The 19006-nt window shown below is 60.3% G+C and carries 14 protein-coding genes; 2 read left to right on the top strand and 12 right to left on the bottom strand.

Annotated elements, in window-relative coordinates; all coding sequences use genetic code 11:
- The first annotated feature begins 112 nt into the window (after window positions 1-112).
- Together VQ071_RS21995 and VQ071_RS21990 are read left to right on the top strand one after the other, a co-directional pair.
- On the top strand, window positions 113-1306 hold the full coding sequence (locus VQ071_RS21995; RefSeq protein ID WP_340516380.1) for a M20 family metallopeptidase: 1194 nt from the start codon (window positions 113-115) through the stop codon (window positions 1304-1306).
- A gap of 297 nt (window positions 1307-1603) precedes the next feature.
- The gene (locus VQ071_RS21990; protein ID WP_340516379.1) at window positions 1604-3331 is read left to right on the top strand and encodes a methyl-accepting chemotaxis protein; all 1728 of its coding nucleotides are present in this window, start codon (window positions 1604-1606) and stop codon (window positions 3329-3331) included.
- Window positions 3332-3835: 504 nt separating this feature from the next.
- On the opposite strand, the gene VQ071_RS21985 is transcribed toward VQ071_RS21990, so the two are convergent.
- From VQ071_RS21985 to VQ071_RS21930, 12 genes are all read right to left on the bottom strand, one after another.
- Window positions 3836-4507 carry a DNA-binding response regulator gene (locus VQ071_RS21985; protein ID WP_340516378.1) on the bottom strand — a complete coding sequence of 224 codons (672 nt, stop codon included), beginning with the start codon at window positions 4505-4507 and terminating at the stop codon, window positions 3836-3838.
- A gap of 77 nt (window positions 4508-4584) precedes the next feature.
- A complete protein-coding gene (locus VQ071_RS21980; RefSeq protein WP_340516377.1) occupies window positions 4585-4911 on the bottom strand; it encodes a hypothetical protein in 327 nt (108 codons plus the stop codon).
- A gap of 35 nt (window positions 4912-4946) precedes the next feature.
- Window positions 4947-5597 carry a bifunctional 4-hydroxy-2-oxoglutarate aldolase/2-dehydro-3-deoxy-phosphogluconate aldolase gene (locus tag VQ071_RS21975; RefSeq protein WP_340516376.1) on the bottom strand — a complete coding sequence of 217 codons (651 nt, stop codon included), beginning with the start codon at window positions 5595-5597 and terminating at the stop codon, window positions 4947-4949.
- Window positions 5594-6343 carry a 2-dehydro-3-deoxy-D-gluconate 5-dehydrogenase KduD gene (kduD, locus tag VQ071_RS21970; protein WP_340516375.1) on the bottom strand — a complete coding sequence of 250 codons (750 nt, stop codon included), beginning with the start codon at window positions 6341-6343 and terminating at the stop codon, window positions 5594-5596. The genes VQ071_RS21975 and kduD overlap by 4 nt, the downstream gene beginning before the upstream one ends.
- Window positions 6344-6349: 6 nt before the next feature.
- Window positions 6350-7117: a DeoR/GlpR family DNA-binding transcription regulator gene (locus VQ071_RS21965; protein WP_340516374.1), complete on the bottom strand. Its 768-nt coding sequence runs from the start codon at window positions 7115-7117 to the stop codon at window positions 6350-6352.
- Window positions 7118-7147: 30 nt separating this feature from the next.
- Window positions 7148-7981 carry a 5-dehydro-4-deoxy-D-glucuronate isomerase gene (kduI, locus tag VQ071_RS21960; RefSeq protein WP_340516373.1) on the bottom strand — a complete coding sequence of 278 codons (834 nt, stop codon included), beginning with the start codon at window positions 7979-7981 and terminating at the stop codon, window positions 7148-7150.
- Between the two features lie 137 nt (window positions 7982-8118).
- Entirely contained in the window at window positions 8119-8706 is a 588-nt protein-coding gene (locus tag VQ071_RS21955; RefSeq protein ID WP_340516372.1) for a hypothetical protein, read from the bottom strand.
- Entirely contained in the window at window positions 8703-9620 is a 918-nt protein-coding gene (locus VQ071_RS21950; protein WP_340516371.1) for a hypothetical protein, read from the bottom strand. Before VQ071_RS21950 ends, VQ071_RS21955 begins: the two co-directional genes overlap by 4 nt.
- Window positions 9617-9970: a hypothetical protein gene (locus VQ071_RS21945; protein WP_340516370.1), complete on the bottom strand. Its 354-nt coding sequence runs from the start codon at window positions 9968-9970 to the stop codon at window positions 9617-9619. Before VQ071_RS21945 ends, VQ071_RS21950 begins: the two co-directional genes overlap by 4 nt.
- Window positions 9971-10029: 59 nt before the next feature.
- Complete coding sequence (locus VQ071_RS21940) at window positions 10030-10221, bottom strand: DUF4177 domain-containing protein (protein ID WP_340516369.1); 192 nt, start codon at window positions 10219-10221, stop codon at window positions 10030-10032.
- A 137-nt stretch (window positions 10222-10358) separates the two neighbouring features.
- Window positions 10359-17762 carry an S-layer homology domain-containing protein gene (locus tag VQ071_RS21935; protein WP_340516368.1) on the bottom strand — a complete coding sequence of 2468 codons (7404 nt, stop codon included), beginning with the start codon at window positions 17760-17762 and terminating at the stop codon, window positions 10359-10361.
- A gap of 152 nt (window positions 17763-17914) precedes the next feature.
- The gene (locus VQ071_RS21930) at window positions 17915-18979 is read right to left on the bottom strand and encodes a glycoside hydrolase family 130 protein (protein WP_340516367.1); all 1065 of its coding nucleotides are present in this window, start codon (window positions 18977-18979) and stop codon (window positions 17915-17917) included.
- Window positions 18980-19006 lie beyond the last annotated feature (27 nt).

The raw sequence follows: 19006 nt of genomic DNA, 5'->3' as shown, positions 1-19006 counted from the left end.
CATCTTGACTATAATTATACGACATAAATCCGGATCCGTTTTAACTGCGGGGGTAATTGTGTTACACTTCGCGGTATATGGCTTCAATATGAAAACGAGAGAAGGAATACCGATGAACGAGCATGCCATGCCGGACAAATCGCGGATTCGCGAGACGATAGACGCTTATGCGCCGACGCTGCGGGAGATCGCGGCCTTCATCGCGGCGCATCCTGAGCTCGGGCACGAGGAACGCCTCGCCTCCGAACGTCTGACCGCAGCGCTGGAGGCGCTCGGCTTCACAGTAGAGCGCGGTACGCTCGGACTCGCCACGGCCTTCGTCGCCGAGTACAAGTCGGCGAAGCCGGGACCGACGGTCGCCCTGCTGGCCGAGTACGACGCCCTGCCGGAGATCGGCCACGCCTGCGGGCATCATCTGATATGCACGATGGCGCTCGGGGCGGCTGCGGGGCTGATGCCGCTGCTCGACGAGACCGGCGGCATCCTGCGCGTGTACGGCACACCCGCCGAGGAGACGAAGGGCGCGAAGGTCGACATGGCCGCCGCAGGCCTGTTCGACGATGTGGACGCGGCGCTGATGGCGCATCCGTACCACAGCTACGAGCGTTCGGGCTCGTCGCTTGCGATGGACGCGCTGCAATATGAATTTTTCGGCAAAGCCGCGCATGCGGCGGCCAATCCGGAGGACGGCATCAATGCGCTGGATGCGGTCATCCAGCTCTTCAACGGCGTCGGCGCGCTGCGGCAGCAGACGCGCAGCGACGCCCGCATTCACGGCATCGTCTCCCACGGCGGCCAGGCGCCGAACGTCATTCCCGACTACGCTGCCGCCCGCTTCTACGTACGCGCCAAGAGCCGCGCGTATACGGATGAGCTCGTCCGCAAGGTGAACGCATGCGCCGAGGCGGCCGCGATCGCGACGGGCAGCAGGCTCGCCGTCAGCAACTACGAGTATTCCTACGACGAGCTCCGCACGAACGAGGCGCTGTCCGACGCGTTTACCGCCAATCTGATCGACGGCGGCGTCGCTGCGGACGAGATCGTGTCCGGTCACGACAACGGCTCGCTCGATCTTGGCAACGTGTCGCTGCGCTGCCCCGCGGTGCATGGCTATATCAAGGTCGTAGACGCGCCTTATGCGCTGCATTCGCTTGAATTCCGGGATGCCGCGCAGCTGCCCCGCGCCTATGAAGGCATGGTGCTGGGCGCCAAGACGCTCGCGCTCACCGCCTACGACGTCCTGACCGACGGCGCGCTGCTGGCCCGCATCCAACAAGCGTTCAACGCAGCGGCCCGGCAGCGGTAGCGGCATTTCTCTCGCGGCCGAATCCGTCGCCGATGCCGCGATGAATTGCAGTCCGTCATCTCTGTTGTCGACCGCGCCGTGCATATGCCTCGAACCCTTGGGGCTTATGCACGGCGCGGTTTTTTGTGGCGCCCGAGACTAACAAATGACTTTTATAATAAATAACAAATACTAATTCGCTAATTATTTGGCGATTTATAATAATTTTTTATGATTTCCTCTTCTTATTCCGACGACGCCACCCGATAAATAAAACACAGGGGCTGCTTATTTTTACATAAGGGAGCGATTCAAATTATGTTTGTCTCAGTAAAGGTCCGCTTGATTTTGTTATTTACGATCCCGCTTCTCCTGTTTGCGGTTACGGCCGTATACCTGCTTCAATTAATCGGCTCCAACACGAACCGGCTGTCGGAGACGCTCTACGAGACCGCCTATCGCTCGACAGTAGCAGTGCTAAGCTCCGACCGCGACATGCAGCAGGCGCTGTCGGATTATGTGCTCATCCGCTATGCGGGATTGTCCGATGAGGATAGGAAAAAGACGCTCGACGATTACCGGACCAAGGTGAAGAAAATCAACGAAGCGATCGGCGGCGCGACGGACATCATCAAGCGCGAAGGCTTGGAAAATCTGCAGCATCCGACGACAGGCCAAAAGATAAGCGAGATTATGGTGAACTTTCAGAATGGGTTCCGCGTCTGGTCCCAGCAAGCCTCGGTAACGCTTCAGCAGCAGAAGATCGATCCGGCGCAGGAGGCGCTGCTGCTCTCGAAGTTCAGGCAGGGCCACGACAGCGTGGCCGCGTTCGGCGAGATCATGAACAAGTATGCAGACGATGAGACCGGAGCGATCCGCAAGGACGCCAAGGCGACATCGGCCACCATCTACAGCGTGCTGATCGTCGTCTGGATCGTGTTCATCGCCCTTGGCGCCTACCTGATTTTTAAGCTTAGCCGTACGATCGGCAACGTGCTGCGCAAGACGCGTTCGGTAGCCTCCGGCAATCTGGCCTACGCGCCGTTGGACAAGTACGGACAGGATGAACTGGGGCAGATCGATCAATCCGTCGACGCCATGATCGTGCAGATCCGCGGACTGGCCGAGAGCATCTCCTCGCATACGCAGGTGGTGGAGACGTCGTCGCGGACATTGGCGGCAGGCGCGGCGGCATCCGCCCAGGCCACCCATGAATCGGTCGCTCACATCGAGGATGTACGCTCCCAGATCGAGATTCAATCCTCCATCGCCTCCGAGACGAGCAGGGCAATCGAGGAGATGGCGCACGGCGTCGGCCGCATCGCGGACAGCATGGGCACGATCGCCGATCATACGACCGAGGCGGAGAAAGTGGCCGAGCAAAGCAACGGCAAGGTGCGATCGCTCAGACGCCAGCTCGAAGAGATTCTCGCGTCCGTACGCGGATTGTCCGAGATCGTCGATCAGCTGCGGGTGAAGTCGGACCGGATCGGCGCGATTGCGGACAACATTACGGGCTTCGCGGGGCAGACGAATATTTTGTCGCTCAACGCTTCGATCGAAGCCGCCCGTGCAGGGGAGCATGGCCGTGGCTTCGCCGTCGTAGCCGAGGAGATTCGCAAGCTGGCGGCCAACTCCATGAAGTCCGCTGCCGGCATTCACGACCTGATCGCCGATACGCGAAGCGGCATCGCGAGCGCCGCCGAGCAGATGGATGCGACGCTCGCGCGCTCTGAGACAGGGGACGCGATGATGGAGCAGGTCGAACAGGACTTCGTGGAGATTCTCCGCACCGTCAAGCAAGTTGCGACGCAGGTAAGCGAAGCTTCCGCCGTCACCGAGCAGATGTCGGCCGGCTCCGAGGAGGTCGCCGCCAGCATGGATCAAGCCTCCCGCACCGCGCAGGACAACGCGCAGAAAACCAATCTCGTCGCTGCGGCTACCGGCAGGCAGCTCTCGCTCAGCGAGGAGATCGCCACTGCCGCCGCCTCGCTGCAGGTAGTCGTCGGCAGCCTGACCGAGGCCGTCGGCAAGTTCAAGTGGTAATCCGATAACATCCCGACGCATCGCTATTGCACCTACGCCGACACAGGCTCGGTGGCATAACGATGCGTCGTTTTGTTTGCTCGCAATCGCGCCTACCCGACACATAAGAATGTGGCACATCGTTATTTCCCCGAAATACCGTCTCGCCCGACAAATAAGAATGTACCGCATCGTTATCGCGCCGCAATCGCGCCTCGCCCGACACATAAGAATGTGTCACATCGTTATCGCGCCGCAATCGCGCCTCGCCCGACATATAAGAATGTGGCACATCGTTATCGCGCCGCAATCGCGCCTCGCCCGACATATAAGAATGTGACACATCGCTATTTCCCCGCGATCGCGCCTCGCCCGACATATAAGAATGCGGCACATCGTTATTTCCCCGCAATACCGTCTATCTCCACAAATAAGAATGTACCGCATCGTTATCGCGCCGCAATCGCGCCTCGCCCGACATATAAGGATGTGGCACATCTCTTTTCCACCCGGCGCGCTCCATCCTCATTTTCTTTTCCATAACTCTGCCTTCCCTCCCAAGCTGTAGGTACGAACGCGCGTCGTGCCCGATGCGGCGGCTAACCACCCTTCATCGGATAGTTCGTGCAGCAGCTTGCGGGCGTATTGCAGGCTGATGGCCAGCGGCACACTTATTTCCTCGGGTGTAAACGGCCGCTGGTACCGGGCCGCGAGGCGAATGATCTCACGCTTGTTTAAAGTGAGCGCGGGTTCATTCGCGGTCCCGAAATCCCCGTACAATTTGCCCATCACCTGCAGCACAAACTGCCGACATTTCTGCGGCCGTTCCTTGAGCATGTCCAACGGTATACGGAATACCTTCCAGCCGTCCAAGATGAGGTGATTCTGCCTCTCTCGCTCGTATTCGAACGTTCGCCGGTTAACATGCTTGCCGTGCGTCGCAAAATCGTCGATCTCCCAGTCGACTAAATGCGGCGGACGCACATAGGCAAAGTCGAGGTAAAACGATCCGTCGCGATGATTCGCAAGCTCGTATTCTGCGTGCAAAAAATCGAAGTTGCCCTTGAGCGGCCACCAGACCTCCTTTGCGAACAGCTTCTCCGATTCGCCGTGACCTTCGACGAGACGGCGGCGCGACTCGCCCGTGCGATGCTTCGCCTGCTCCCCCAGCCAGATTTCGTGCTGCTTTTCAAACATATCCATCCTGCCCCCTCCTCCTTTTCCCGCGAGTAAACGCAAAAAACCGCCAACTCCAAAAGGAGAGGCGGTGTGCTTCACGCGCGTTCAATAATGACATCATAACTGCAAACGACGAATTGTTCAAGCAGCGAAGCGGGCCGGATGGCAGCCAACTTTGCTCTCGCCTTGCTCTTGCCTTGCCATGCCTTGCCCTTGCCCTTGCCCTTGCCCTTGCCCTTGCCCTTGCCCTTGCCCTTGCCTTGCCCTTGCCTTGCTCTTGCCTTGCCCATGCCTTGCTCTTGCCTTGCTCTTGCCTTGCCCTTGCCTTGCCCAAGCCTTGCCCTTGCCTTGCCCTTGCCTTGCCCTTGCCTTGCCCTTGCCTTGCTCTTGCCTTGCCCATGCCTTGCCCAAGCCTTGCCCACGCCTTGCTCTTGCCTTGCCCTTGCCTTGCTCTTGCCTAAGCCTTCGCGACCTCGTCGGCGTAAGCCCGCGCCAGCTGTGCCAGCGCCTTGAAGTCGCCGTCCGCGACGAGCTTCTTGTCGACGAGGTTGCCGCCGAGGCCGACGGCCACTGCGCCGGCGTCCAGCACGGACCGGATGTTGTGCAGGTTCACGCCGCCCGTCGCCACCATCGGGATATGATTCAGCGGTGCGCGGATTTCCTTGAGATAACCGACGCCGAGGCTGCCGAGCGGAAATACCTTGACCGCCGAAGCCCCTGCCTTGTACGCCGCTACGATCTCGGTCGGCGTCATCGTGCCCGGCCACACCTCGATGCCCTGCTCGACGCCGAAGCGCACGACCTCGAGATCCAGGTTCGGCGAGATAATGTACTCCGCGCCCGCGGCCGCCGCTTCCTTGGCCTGCGCCAGATCGAGCACCGTGCCGGCCCCGATCCGCATCCGGCCCGCATAGCGCTCGCGGAACCGCGAGATCATGCCGAGCGCGCCGTCCGTGTTCAGCGTCACCTCGAGGAACACGATGCCGCCCTCGGCCAGCGCCTCGGCGGTCGCGTCTCCCTTGTCCTCCGGAATGCCGCGGATGATGGCGACGATCTTGCTCGCCGCCAGCGACTGCATCAATTCGCTCTGCTCTCTGCCCGTCGTCATCGCGCCAGCCACCCGCCGTCCACGCACAGCACATGCCCGTTCATATAATCCGAAGCCGACGAGGCTAGGAATACGACCGGCCCCTTCATATCGTCGGGGCTGCCCCAGCGTCCTGCGGGGATGCGATCAGTGATCGACTGATAGCGTGCCTGATCCGCGACGATCGGCGCCGTGTTGTTCGTCGTCATGTAGCCCGGCGCGATCGCGTTGACCTGGATGCCCTTGCTCGCCCATTCGTTGGCGAGCGCCTTCGTGATGCCCGCGACCGCATGCTTGCTCGCCGTATAGCCGGGCACGTTGATCCCGCCTTGATAGGAGAGCATGGAGGCGATGCTGATAATCTTGCCGCTGCCGCGCTCGATCATATGACGGCCGGCCAGCTGGCTGAGGAAGAAGACCGAGTTCAGATTCAGGTCGATGACGTCGTACCAGTCCTTGGCCGCATGGTCGGCGGCCGGCGCGCGCCGGATCGTGCCCGCATTGTTGACGAGAACATCGACGGCGCCGAACATCGCCAGCGCTTCGGCGAATACGCCCTCGAGTCCCTCGATCTTGCTCAGGTCGGCGGAGATCTGGCCGATCGTGCCGCCGATCTCGCGGACGGCCGCTACCGTCGCATCGCAATTAGAGGAAGATACGGCGACGATCCTGGCGCCTGCCTCGGCCAGCCCGATCGCCATCGCCTGACCCAGTCCTCCCGAAGCGCCGGTGACCAGCGCCGTCTTGCCGGTTAAGTCGAACAGCATTCGCACTCATTCCTTCTCATCGTTAATAATAAGCTTCACGCCTGCATTCCTGTACTGCTGCGCCGTCTCCGCCGGCAGCCCCGCGGAGGTCACGATGGCCTCCACCTCGGTCAACTGCGCGAACGTGAACAGGGCGCCCTGCCCGAACTTGTGATGGTCAGCAGTCACATAGGACAGCTGCGCCGTCTCGATCAGAGCACGCTTCATCTCGCTGAACTCGCCGGTATAGATCGTGAATCCGGAGTCCGGCTGAACCCCCGTCGCCGCGAGGAACGCCTTGCGTATATTCAGCTTGCGGACATAGGCGACCGCCTCGGCGCCGACCAGCATATTGCGGACGCGGTAGCCGCCGGGGACGACGAGACGGATCGCATCCTTGCGCAGCAGCTCGCTGACGATGACGATATCGTTGGTCACGACGGTCATCGGCTGGTTCGGCAGCTGCCGCGCCATCTCCTGGGTCGTCGTGCCACCGTCGAGCGCGACGATATCGTTCGGCTCGATCAGGGAGACGGCCAGCTTCGCGACCTCCGTCTTCTCGGCGGCATGGCGCGCGATCGGATTTTTGGCAGACAGAATGCCGAGCTGATCGGACTGGGCCAATACCGCACCCCCGTGCATCCGCCGCAGCAGCCCTTTTTCCTCTAGCCTGGCGAGATCCTCGCGGATCGTTTTCCCCGTTACCTCAAGCCGTTCGCTTAGCTCCGCCACCGTTACCTCGTTCGCGGCCAGCAGCATCTCCATGATCATCTCGTGTCTGCGCAGAGGGTTCATTGCCGAATCTCCAATCCTACCTGTTTCCTACTATTTTATATCCTTCATGGCCACTGCATCCATATCTTCGAAAATTTGATTCTCTCCGGCCATGCCCCAGATGAATGTGTAGCTGCTCGTGCCCACGCCGCTGTGGATCGACCAACTTGGGGAGATGACGCTCTGTTCGTTGCGAACGGCCAGATGGCGCGTCTCCTGCGGCTCGCCCATCAGATGGAATACGACGCCGTCCTCCGGCATGTCGAAGTAGAAGTAAACCTCGGAGCGGCGGTTGTGCGTATGGCAAGGCATCGTATTCCACATGCTGCCGTCCTTGAGCAGCGTCATGCCCATGACGAGCTGGCAGCTCTGGATGCCGCCAGTGTGAATGTAGCGGTAAATCGTGCGCTCGTTGGAATTGGTCAGGCTGCCCAGATGGTTCGGGGACGCCTCGCTGATCGCGGCCTTCACGGTCGGGTACGTCTTGTGCGCAGGTGTCGAGTTCAGGTAGAACTTGGCCGGCTGCGCGCCGTCGTCGCTCGCGAACAGCACTTCCTTGGCGCCGAGGCCGATGTACAGGCAATCCTTGCTCGCCATCGCGTACTGCTCACCGTCGACGGTCACCGTGCCCGCGCCGCCGACATTGATGATGCCGATCTCCCGGCGTTCCAGGAAGGTCGCCGCACCGATCGCCTTGGCGTCCGCCTCCAGTTTGACCGTGCCGCTGACCGGCAGCGCGCCGCCGACGATGAAGCGGTCGACATGCGTATAGGTCAGCGTCAATTGGTCCGGCTTGAACATCTCTTCGATCAGGAACTCCTCGCGCAGGCGCGCCGTATCGAATGCTTTGACTTCGCGGGGATGGGATGCGTAGCGGTTTTCCATGATTGTGAACCTCCGAAATGTTTTATTTGGTTTATATAAGTTCATTTAAGTTCATATTATATGATTGTACGTTCGAATACAACCAAAAAAGAGAATAGCGTTGCGGCTTTAAGCCGCTGCTATTCTCTAATTTACACTTAAGACAGGTGAACATCGCCTGCGTCTATGTCCGGCAAACGGCCCGCGCGCCGCACAAGCACAATCAGGGAGATGGTTAGCACGATGCCGAGTGCGCCCCCGATCAGCGCCGTGCCGAGTGTGAGATCCCGGTACCCGTTCAAGCCGAACGGAAGCAGGAAAAGCAAAAGCCCGCCGTGCAGCAGGCTGAATATGAGCAGCACCTGGAACTGTCCGCCGAGCGCACGGCTGCCGCTCGTCTCGGCGAGCCGGCCCAGGCCGACGCAAAGGCAGCACGTCAGCGCAAGCGAGAGCGCGACGGCAAGCGCCGAGTAGGAGAGCCGGGCAGGCGTGACCAAAAGATCGCGTTCACCGAGCGGTGTAGAAATGCCCCGGCTGCCGAAAAAACTCGCCACTGCCAGCAGCAGCAGCCCGGCAGCGAAAAACTGCCCCGCTCTGAGCGCCGGATGCCGATCTGCGAACCGCGACAGTCCGATGAGCGCGAGCAAGTAACCGAGTGCGTCCGGCAGCAGGTCAATGCCGCCGATGCGAAAATCGAACAACGCGAGCAGCAGCCCCCAGGCGAGCAAACGGCAACTCCTTCTCATGGGGTATCGCTCCTTTGCGCTTTTGCGAATTGCCGCAGGGCTGTTTTGGTCGGATACGGCGCATGCTCGGCCCACACAGGTCGCAGCTGCGTCTTGCCCTGATCATCCACCAGCTCGGCCGCGAGCCGCAGCGAGAGGGGCATCATCGCCAGTTTCGAGCTTTCGGTCACAAAGAAGGCGTAGGCAATTTTGACCTGATCGCCCTTTTTAACCGCGACGGGCAGCGGCGATACTTTTCCGTTCACGCTTATCTCCATACGGAAGGCGTCGCCGAGCACCGCTGTGTAGGCGGATGTCACGCTGCGCAATGTCGCGGACTCGTTCATCGTAAACGAACCATAGCCGCTGCCGTTCGAACTGGCGCCGCCGCTCGCAAACTCGGCAAGCGACGAGGCCGCAGATGCGCTGCCCCCTGGCTCCGTAGACGCGGCGGGCTTAGACGTCCCGAGGACGGCGGTGTCATCCGAACGCACGGCAGCGCCAGCATTTACGATCAACTCGCCGATCGGCATTTCCGCCGAGTCGCCGTTCGCGTAGTAGACCTTCATCGCAGTGACGACAAGCGGTTCCTCGCGCGGCTTGGCGTCTTCATCAACAGGTCTGAAGCTGGCGAGCGCCCTGTACAGCCGGAGCCGGCCATAATCGCCGTACAGATAAACGGGATCAAGGTGCAAATTCGGCAGCGCATCGTTCTCGAAAGCGATTGGCACCCGTTTGTCATCGTTGTTCGCAGCGTAGTACAGGAAAAACGACTCGCCGGGCTCGCCGCCCGCTTCGATCCGGTGGTCCAAAAAGCGGGATGCAGGCAAGCCTGCCGCCTTATACTCCCGCAAATTCTCGAACCAGCTGATGCCGATCAGCAGCGCAGCCAGCACCAGTATGACCAACGTCGCGATCCGTCTTTGCTTCGTCATAATCGTGACGGCTCATCGCCCCGCTCGCCGTCGATCGGCTTGCCGGGGGTTTCTGCCCAGGGCTCTTGATTTAAATTCTCCTTGATCTTCGCCGCACTCGTCCGCCACAACGCAGCCAGTTCCTGCTCGAACGTCCCCCACAGTAGCAGCGCGATGCCCACCACGCACAGCAGGATGCCGAATCGCGACGGTGCCACCGCCCCGACTTCGCGGTACGCAACCCAGAGCCTGCCCTTCGCGGTCGGCCACTGCCCGATTTGCGGCAAGATGCGGGATGCCTGCACGTACGCGGTGAGATACAGACCGATGCCGGCTGCCAGCAACGCCGTTCCGGCCAACAATTTTTTCACTCGCCGTGCCTCCCAAATGGTCCGGATAAAATGAATAGCAGATCGCTCAGCGGCTTGAATTATTCATTGTCCGGCAGCGGTCTCTCGAAAATAATCTCGTATCCCTCCGGTTTCCCATGCCCGTTATAATTCGTCGGCAATACCTGCACCAACCGCCACCCCTGCTGGGCATAGGCTTCAATCGTCTCACGGTGTGTTGCGGAAGTAAAAAATCCGCCAAGCGACGTCTCAACAAAAGTGTACTCGTACATGCTCGATCAGGCTCCTTTCGACTTCCTAAATTATACAAGAGACGGATGCTTTTGTAGACTGCTTCCTTCCGTTAGGAAAAAGAAAGACGCAACGCGAGAGGGAATCCCTCCCCTGCGCTGCGCCTGCCATTTCATTTTTATTGCTCGCCTTGGTGCTCCAACATTCCGAGCAGCATGGTCACCGCTTCCGAGCGAGTCGCCGACTCTGCCGGTGCGAACTTGCCCGCTCCGCGTCCGTTGACGATGCCCAGCTCATGGATCGCTTTCACCGAGGCTTTGGCCCACTGCGGGATTTTCGCATCGTCCGCAAAGCCCGTGTCGGCTGCGGCATCCTGCGGCAGTCCCAGCGCCTTGGCGATCATGACCGCCATCTCCGTACGGGTGATCGCTGCATTCGGACGGAACGTGCCGTCCTCATAGCCGTGAACGATGCTCGACGCGACCGCCTGCGTCACTGCATGCGCCGCCCATGCGCCGATCTTGTCCTGATCCTTGAAGGCCGGCGCCGTATCTGCCGCTTCCTTCTGCAGCGCGTTCATCAGCATTACGGTGAATTCTGCGCGCGTCACGAATTTGTTCGGCTTGAACGTGCCGTCCGGATAGCCGCTCACGAGTTTTTTGCCCGCCGCGCTGCGAATGGCCTTCTCTCCCCAGTGTCCGGCGATGTCCGAGAACGTCGGCAACGGCTCCATTGTCCCGCCGTTGTCGTCCGGCTTCACGTCGACCGCCAGCACCGCGAACTTGGTGAAATGGTTCACCTCGGCCGTAATCCGGTTGCCCTCTGCCTTGCCGCCGACTTCTACCCATACTTTATTGGTCTCGTCGTAGTAGAAGATCGCGACCCGCCGGCCTTCGCCAACCGTCGACGGATCGAACTTCAGCGACAGCGTGACCGTAATTTTAAAGCTGCCGGCTACGTTTTTCAATATCTCGTACACGTTGCTGGCGAGCAGACCCTGTCCGTTCTTCAACTGCGTCGTATCTGCCAGCTTTTCTATCGTGATCCGCAGCTCCTGATCCGCCGCACCTGCCGGCAGCGTGATGCGGACCGCATCGCCCAGGCTCACTTCGCCTGCCCGGCCGACTGGAACGACGATGCTGCCGCTCTCCGACTTGATCGGAGCATTGTCGATGACCGGCACGGACGGATTGCCCGGCGTCTCGGATTGCGGCGCCGTCGGCGTCGCGACCGCAGCCGCCGAATAATCGCTCTCGCCTCCCGCGTTCGCAGCCTTCACCGCGAACGCATAGCGCTTGCCGTTCGCAAGGCCCGTCGCCGTGTACGTCATCCCGGCCACGCTCGCCTTGACGAGCCGCCAGTCCGCTGCATCCGCCGGCGCAGTCGCGCCTTCATAGCTGTACACTGCGTAGCTGTCGGCTCCCGCTACGGCGTCCCACGTCAGCGTGACTTGACCGTCGCCCGCCACGGCGATCGGCTGCTCCGGCGCGGCCGGCGCAGCCGGCACTACCGCCGTCGGCGTCGCTACCGCAGCCGCCGAGTAGTCGCTCTCGCCTCCCGCATTCGCAGCCTTCAGCGCGAACGCATAACGCTTGCCGTTCGCAAGGCCCGTCACCGTGTAAGTCGTACCTGTCACACTCATCCCGATGAGCTGCCAGTCCGCAGCGTCCGCCGGCGCTGCCGCGCCTTCATAGCGGTAGACGGCATAGCTGTCGGCATCCGCCGCCGCGTCCCAGGTCAGCGCGACCTGCGCATCGCCCGCCGCCGCGACCAGATTGACCGGCGCGACCGGCGCCTGGATCGCCGGAATTACTTCGTTCGACGGCGTGGAAGCCGGCGAATCGCCCTGCGCATTGGTCGCCGTCACGGTGAACGTGTAAGCCGTGCCGTTCGCAAGGCCGCTCAACGTGATCGGGCTGGCCGCGCCCTCCGCCGACAAGACCGCATTTCCGTCGGTCCATGCAGTCGCCGTGTACTTGAGCACTTCGCTGCCGCCGTCGTCGGCGGACGGCTCGAAGCTCACGATCGCCGCACCGTCTCGCGGCAGCGCACTGACGCCGGTCGGCGCTGCCGGCACGCCGAGCACGGGATCGATCGGCATCGCCGTCAACCCGCTGACCCGGACGGACTTGCCCGCTCCGCCGGAGACGTACAGCTTGATGACGAAGCTTTTGGCGCCGCTCCAGCCCGTCATTTGCCGCAGATTGAATATTTGCTCGCCCGTATTCGTCGTATCGCCCTGGATCGTAATATCCCCGTTGTTGCTGAACGACTGCGTGTTTACCTTAAGCGCCCATTTTGCGCCGCTGTCCATGCCTTCGACCTTGAAGCGGAGCAGCGGCAGATCCGTCAGATCGTAAATCGCGTTCATCCCCGTATTGCCGTACGAGCTGCCGGCGTTGACCGTGATCTGGCCGATGCCGTCCGCCGCCGAGATCGCGGCATTACTCAGCCACGTCCAGTCGGTCACATCGGCGAAATCCTCGAGCACGACCGGTTGAACACCGATCTGAGGCAGCCGCTCCGTGGCGACGGCCGTCGATTCGTAGCCCAGTTGACGCGAAGCCGCAACGATCGACTTCGCCGCTGCGGGTACTGCGGCTCTATCGAACTCGTACATCGTCTCACCCGCTCCGGCCTCGATCACCGCGAACGGTTCCATAGCCGGCAAGCGTCCGTATTCGTCTCCCCAATACAAGGCATATTGCCGGGCCGGCCCTCCGTACGAAGGAGACGAGATCGCCAGCTTGCCGCTAAGCTTGTGCCGGCTGTCGATCGCGCCCTTCAGCAGCATCCGGCTCGCGAGCGCAGGCTCGGATACATAAAATACCGCCGAGGCGCCGATCCCGTATCCGCCCTCCTTCAACAAAATGGCCCGATAGCCGCCCGGCGCCCAGATGCCGTCGAAGCTGGCTATCCCGTCGGCGTCCGCTCCGACAGGCAGCACGGCCAGCGGCGGATTGGATTCGCCCGGCGCCCTGCCGTCATCCTTGAAGATGCCGATGCGATCCTGCACTCCGGCCCCTTTGTAGATCACCTTGGAGCTTTGGCCCAGCGCATAGGCCTGCTTGTCGGTTGCGACTTCCGGCGCCACCGTCTGCGTGCCGAGATAGTCGACCTGGAAGGACCTCCCCTTCCCGCCGGAAGCGTACAGCTTGACGACAAACGACTTGGACCCGGTCCAGCCCGTAATCGTCTTCAGATTGTAGGAGAACGTTCCCGTCGTATTCGTATCGCCTTGCAGCACGATATCTTCTCCGCCATCATTGACCTTGAGCGACCAGTTGGCGCCCGGGTCGACCTGTGTCACCTTGATATACACCATCGGGTTGTCCGACACATTGTAGGCGATGCGTTTTCCCATATGACCCCAGGTTTTGGCCGCGTTCGTATTCACCGCCACCTTGGCGATCCCGTCGGTCGTAGAAATATTGGCGTCCGTCGAAACGGACCAATCGCTGACGTAGTTGAAGTCTTCGATGACCGGCAGCGACGTCTCTCCCCACGCATCGCCCAGGTCGATCGCTTGGGGGACGCCGGTGTAGGTCGCCACCTTGTTGGCCATAAGCGTAAAATCGATCATCGCGGCAGCCGTGAACATGCTCGGACCGACGCCGTCCAACTTGCCGCCCGCATCCAGCACCTCAGTGAAGTTGCCCGAGCGGACAATATCGCGAATACCGGTATACACGATCTGCTTGGCATCTCCGGCAAAGCCCTTGTTGTACATCGCGTACGCGTCCAGGCTAATGACCGGATATTTGAAAATTTGTCCGTTGACGGGCGAGGCCGCGTTCGTCATGCCTCTCCAGTAGTCCACCAGCATGCGGTTTTCCGTATCTGTCAGGTTGTCCGCGTACAGCGCATTCAGCACGGATTCCGGCACGCCGACCGTATAGCTCTGGTTGCCGGTAAAGTAATATTGGTTCAGCTTGTTCGGGTTGGCGAGAAACCACGCCCGGATATCGTTTTCGACGCTCGTCTTGCGCGCCTTCCACATATCCGTTTCCGCTTGCGGCTGGCCGATCTCTTGGGCGATCTTGATCGCGAAGTCGGCGTCGAATACGAAGGAAGCCATGAACTCGACGTCCTTTTCGTCGACCACATTGTGCCCGCCGTCCTGAATCCAGCGCGGGTTCTGCTCGAGCCACAGCAGATTGCGCTTGATGTTGGCGTACTGCTCGGCCAGCTCCGCCTTCGAGGCGCCGCCGTTGTTGTAAATCACCCAGGCGGTCTGCGCCTTGCGCGATGGCAGCACCTCGCCTGGGATGTAGCCGTCCGCCTGCACGAGCGACATCGTACCCGCGTATGCCGCCCATGCCTCCTTCGGCATCATGTAGGACAGCCATTGCTGGGTGAAGAAGCTCTCCCAGGCGCAGGACCCGATATTGTACGGACCGCCGTTGCCCCAGATCGAGGCTTTGCCCAGCAGCGCTTGCGGATAATTGAAGTAATCCGTATTTTCGGGAAGCACGTCCATATAGTTACTCAGGACGAAGGCGAACGCGCCGTAGTAATACATCCGATGCCGCTCGGGCGTGACGCCCTTGGCATCGATCCCGCTGGCGATGCCGAACGACTGAGGCGCAGGCGCCTTCCGCAGGCTGGTGTCAAATACCTGCTTGGTAGCGGCCAGCGACGCCTTCACGCCCTGGGCAAAGTTGCCGATCGCCCGCGACACGGCTTTGCCCGCGCCCTCGGAGCCCGCGGCGAACCCGAAGCCGACCGCATAGCTGCCGCCGTCGGCGCCGACCGGAATCCGCATGGTCCATGTGCTGCCGCTGACGGTCGGCGTCAGATTCAGCACCGAAGCCGACAGCGCTTCGCCGGACAGGCCGACGAATCGGAGCGCATAGTAGTAGCCCGCGTCCGAGACGACGAGCGTTTGCTTGTCCGCGTCCCACACCGCGCCGCCGCTGCCCGTCACGGTGCCGCCCAGCACCAGGTCCTTGTCGCCGCCGCCGCTCACCTGGAGCACGCGGACGGCGGAGGAATCGGCGGCCGTGAAGTAATCGTAGCCCGACACCGAAGCGCCGGCCGGCGTATTGTAGGCCGCATCGAACGTAATTTTGTAAGGATACCAGGTCGTGCTGACGCTGCCGGCCGCAATGGCGGACTGGCCGCTCGCGGCCAGCTTGGCGTCCATCAGGTCGAACAGCCGAACCTTGCCGGCGCCCAGATAGCCGCCGATATCGAAGCGCAGGTCGCTCGTCATCGGACCCGCGGCATTTTTCATCTTGTGCGACTCGTTTTTGCTCGTGTGATCGTTCATCGTGACTTTGTCGTACTTGTTGATGTTGAGCGCCATCCGGGCGCCCGGATAGCTGAGCCATCTCCACTGACCGCTCGTGCTGTCGGCGATGCTGTCGCTGTCGAAGTCGGGATCGCCGGCGAAATCTACTGCGCCGCTCTGAGCCGGCTCCTCCGGCTCGACAACCGTCTCCGCAGGTCCGAATACTTCGAATTCCCAGAGCGACAGCCCGTAAGTCGTGGCGCGTTTGGTCGAGGCCAATTTCACATAACGTGCATTGACGGTGTCAAAGGTAACCGTTTCTTTGCCGCCCTTGCCGGCCGTAGTGGAATATACGTCTGTCCAATTGGCCGCATCGTCGGAAACCTGAAGCTTGTAGCCGGTTGCGGAAGCCGCTTCCCAGTTCAATACAACCCGGTTCACATCGAGGCTTGCGCCCAGATCCACATACATCCAGTGGGTATCGATTTTATTGCCCGCTTCCCAGCGTGTGTTGATATCCCCATCGGTGACGTTTGCCTTCGAATTTGCAGCGTTATCCTGATCTGCCGTGACCGGCTTGCCCAGAGCCAGGCTTCTCTCGACCCCGCTCTTATAGGCGACCGGTACGCTATTAATCAAGGTTTGGTTGCTGGTATACGTCAGCTTGCCGTTGGCCGGCGCGACGACCAGAACGACAGAATTGCCGGCCGGTACACTGAAGGTGCTCGTACCCGATACATTCCGGGCCACATACTGTCCGGTAATTACATCGAATAAATCCGATGCCTTGTCGAGCTTGATCTGAACGCTCTGTGTCGTTGCGTAAGGATTGTAATACAAGTAAGTCGGATAGCCGTTCTCTTGCTTGTAGAAGTCCAGCGCATTCAGATCGATCTGCAAAATCTTCTCGACATTCGTATTTCTGAAGATGGCTCCGAAGAAGCCCGCCCAGCTGCTGCCGTACAGTCCCAGATCGGAACAGGTCTCCCCGCATCCCCAGTTCTTCCATTTGGTGTGCGGGTCTCCCGTCGCGTTGATCCGGTTAAGATCGGTATATACCTCTTTGCCGTTCGCATCGAGCTCCTTTACTTGCTTGCGCAAGCCTTCATAGGCGATGACATGCTCGGGCGCATTCATATATTTGCTTCCGTACGTCTGATTTTCGGCCGGCATCTGATCCGCGTAGAAGAACCGTGCGGCATTGCTGACATTAAGCAGCCACTTCCCGACGACATTCGCGTAGCTTGCATCATACTTGACCGCCGGCGCGAAGAAGGCGGTAGCGAATGTATTCATCAGGAAGGCATAGCCGTTTCCGTCTGTCGTGCTGCCTTGCAAACCGGCTACGTCATAGCCGTTCCACGAGGTATCCAATAGGGTCCCCCACCCTTTGCGGGCGGAGCCTTTAATAATCCATTGGAACAAATAATCGAGGTTGTAATGCGTTCCCTGCTCTGCATTCATTCGTGCGGCAATATAGGGCGCGAACACTGCTCCTACTTCATAGTAGGGATTGTTGACCTGGTTGGTGATCGCGTTCATGCTCCACTTGGCGGCATCCAGGTACTTGGCATCTTTAGAATTCATATAGGCCCAGTACTCGACAAGTCCGTTAATGACACCGGCTTCGGGAACCTTCCACGTTCCGTCTACCGGCTGCTGGGTATCATGGTTGAACGATTGATGATTGAAGTTGGCGCTCGGACCGCCCAGACTGACTGTCATCTTGTACAGCGCATCCGCAATATTTTTGCGAAAATTGTCGGCGTTCGGATCGTTCGGATATTTCTCCGCTATCATATAGTAGAGTAAATTCGGAGCAAGGTCGTACCACCAGTCGTTCTGGTTGCGCGTATGCGTCGGCTTCGCCCAGTTGAAGAACAGATTGCGGCTGTTGTCGGCATGCATAAACGTCTTCATGAGGTCGACATAATTGATTCCGTCCTGATTGGACTTGTCGACGCCGGAGAGCGTAGCGCCTGCAATCGCGGCAAGCATGTTGATGCCTTCCTGCTCCCCGTCGGCTTGCAGGCGGGTATCGCCTAAGTATGCGGGCATTTTGATCGTATCGTAAGACATGTTATAGTGCGTTTTATCCCACTGGATCGTCGGCAGATGATCTCCCGTTTTGTTCCAGTCGAATACATAAGCATCATAGTCCAGGGCGCGCTGCTTCCAGTCCATGTATTGATAGGGACTCGGGCTGTCAGGAAATGCAGTGACCGCGGGGATGCTTGCTTGCTGTACGGCTCTTGCCGGCTCGGCTGCCGAGACTGCGACAGGCTGAACAGAGAATATTGTCGCCGCCATACTCAAGATGCACAGTATGGACAGGTATTTCTTAAGCATGAGTTAACCTCCTGTTTGTAGCATCTTCTCTAGTAAGCGCTAACATATTTTAGAGAAACAAGGCTGTCGAGCGCCCTACCCGCCGACCGACCGCAGTCAAGCCCCGACTCTCGGACAAGCGGGGCTTGACTGCGTGTACAGCCTGTTTATTTTTAGATCAACGGTTCTTCGTAAGACAGCGTCTCGAAAATGTCTGCCAGCGGAATATCCGCCACGGCCATCACTTCGTCCGCAGCGCCGTAGTACATACGCACGGTATCTCCGATCAGCAGCGCCCCGCAGGAGAATACGACGCCGCCGAAGAAGCCGTTCACTTCATAGTCGGCTTCCGGCTCCATGAACGGCCGGGTCGAGCGGGCGATGACGCGGCCCGGATCGTTCAGATCGAGCAGCACGGCGCCCATGCAGTAGCGATGCTTCGTGTCCGCGCCGTGGTACAGGGCGAGCCAGCCGCGATCCGTGCGGATCGGCACCGCGCCGCCGCCCATGCGGCCGCCGTCCCAGCTGTTCGGCCGCAGCCCCATCAGAAACCGGTGATTGCCCCAATGGATCAGATCGGGCGACTCCGCGACCCACATCTCCGGCGCGCCGAAGGAATGCGGCACCGGGCGGGTCAGGGTATAGTACTTGCCCGCGATCTTGTCCGGGAACAGCATGACGTCCTTGTTCTCCGGTGCCAGCATCAGACCGTGCCGCTTGAACGTCTTGAAGTCCTTCGTCTCTGCGAGTCCTACGCCGACACCGCGGGAAGAAGCCGCGCTGTAGGTGATGTAGTACTTGTCTTCGAGCTGCGTGATGCGCGGGTCTTCGATCCCCCACGCCTCCAGCGGGCCTTCGGGGAACAGCGCCGGGCGCTCCTCCACCGTGAACCGGATGCCGTCCTTGCTCCGGGCGACCCGGAAGTGGGACATCGATGTGAGCATGATCATCCGGCCGTTCTCCGCGACGAAGCGGGAGTCGGCGAAGCTGTACCTGGCATCGTCCAGCGACAGCCGCGTCAGGTCGACCTCCCCCGTGGATACGTTCAGGATCGGAATCAGCACTTCGCCTTCCTTGTCCGCGACGGGCGCTTCGGCGACGCGCAGCAGCAGGATCGTCTCGTCTCCGAGAGCCGCGACGCCGGCGTTGAAGGCGCCGAGCACCTTGAAGTCCGGCCGGGAGGGCATGACGTCGATCGTCCGGACGACCGGATTGTGTTCAGAGCGCAATACGGGCATGGTCAGTCTCCTCTATTATGTCTTTGC

It is taken from the genome of Cohnella sp. 56 (genome assembly GCF_037963805.1).
Taxonomy (GTDB): domain Bacteria; phylum Bacillota; class Bacilli; order Paenibacillales; family Paenibacillaceae; genus Cohnella.
This window is presented reverse-complemented; position numbering and strand designations above follow the sequence as displayed.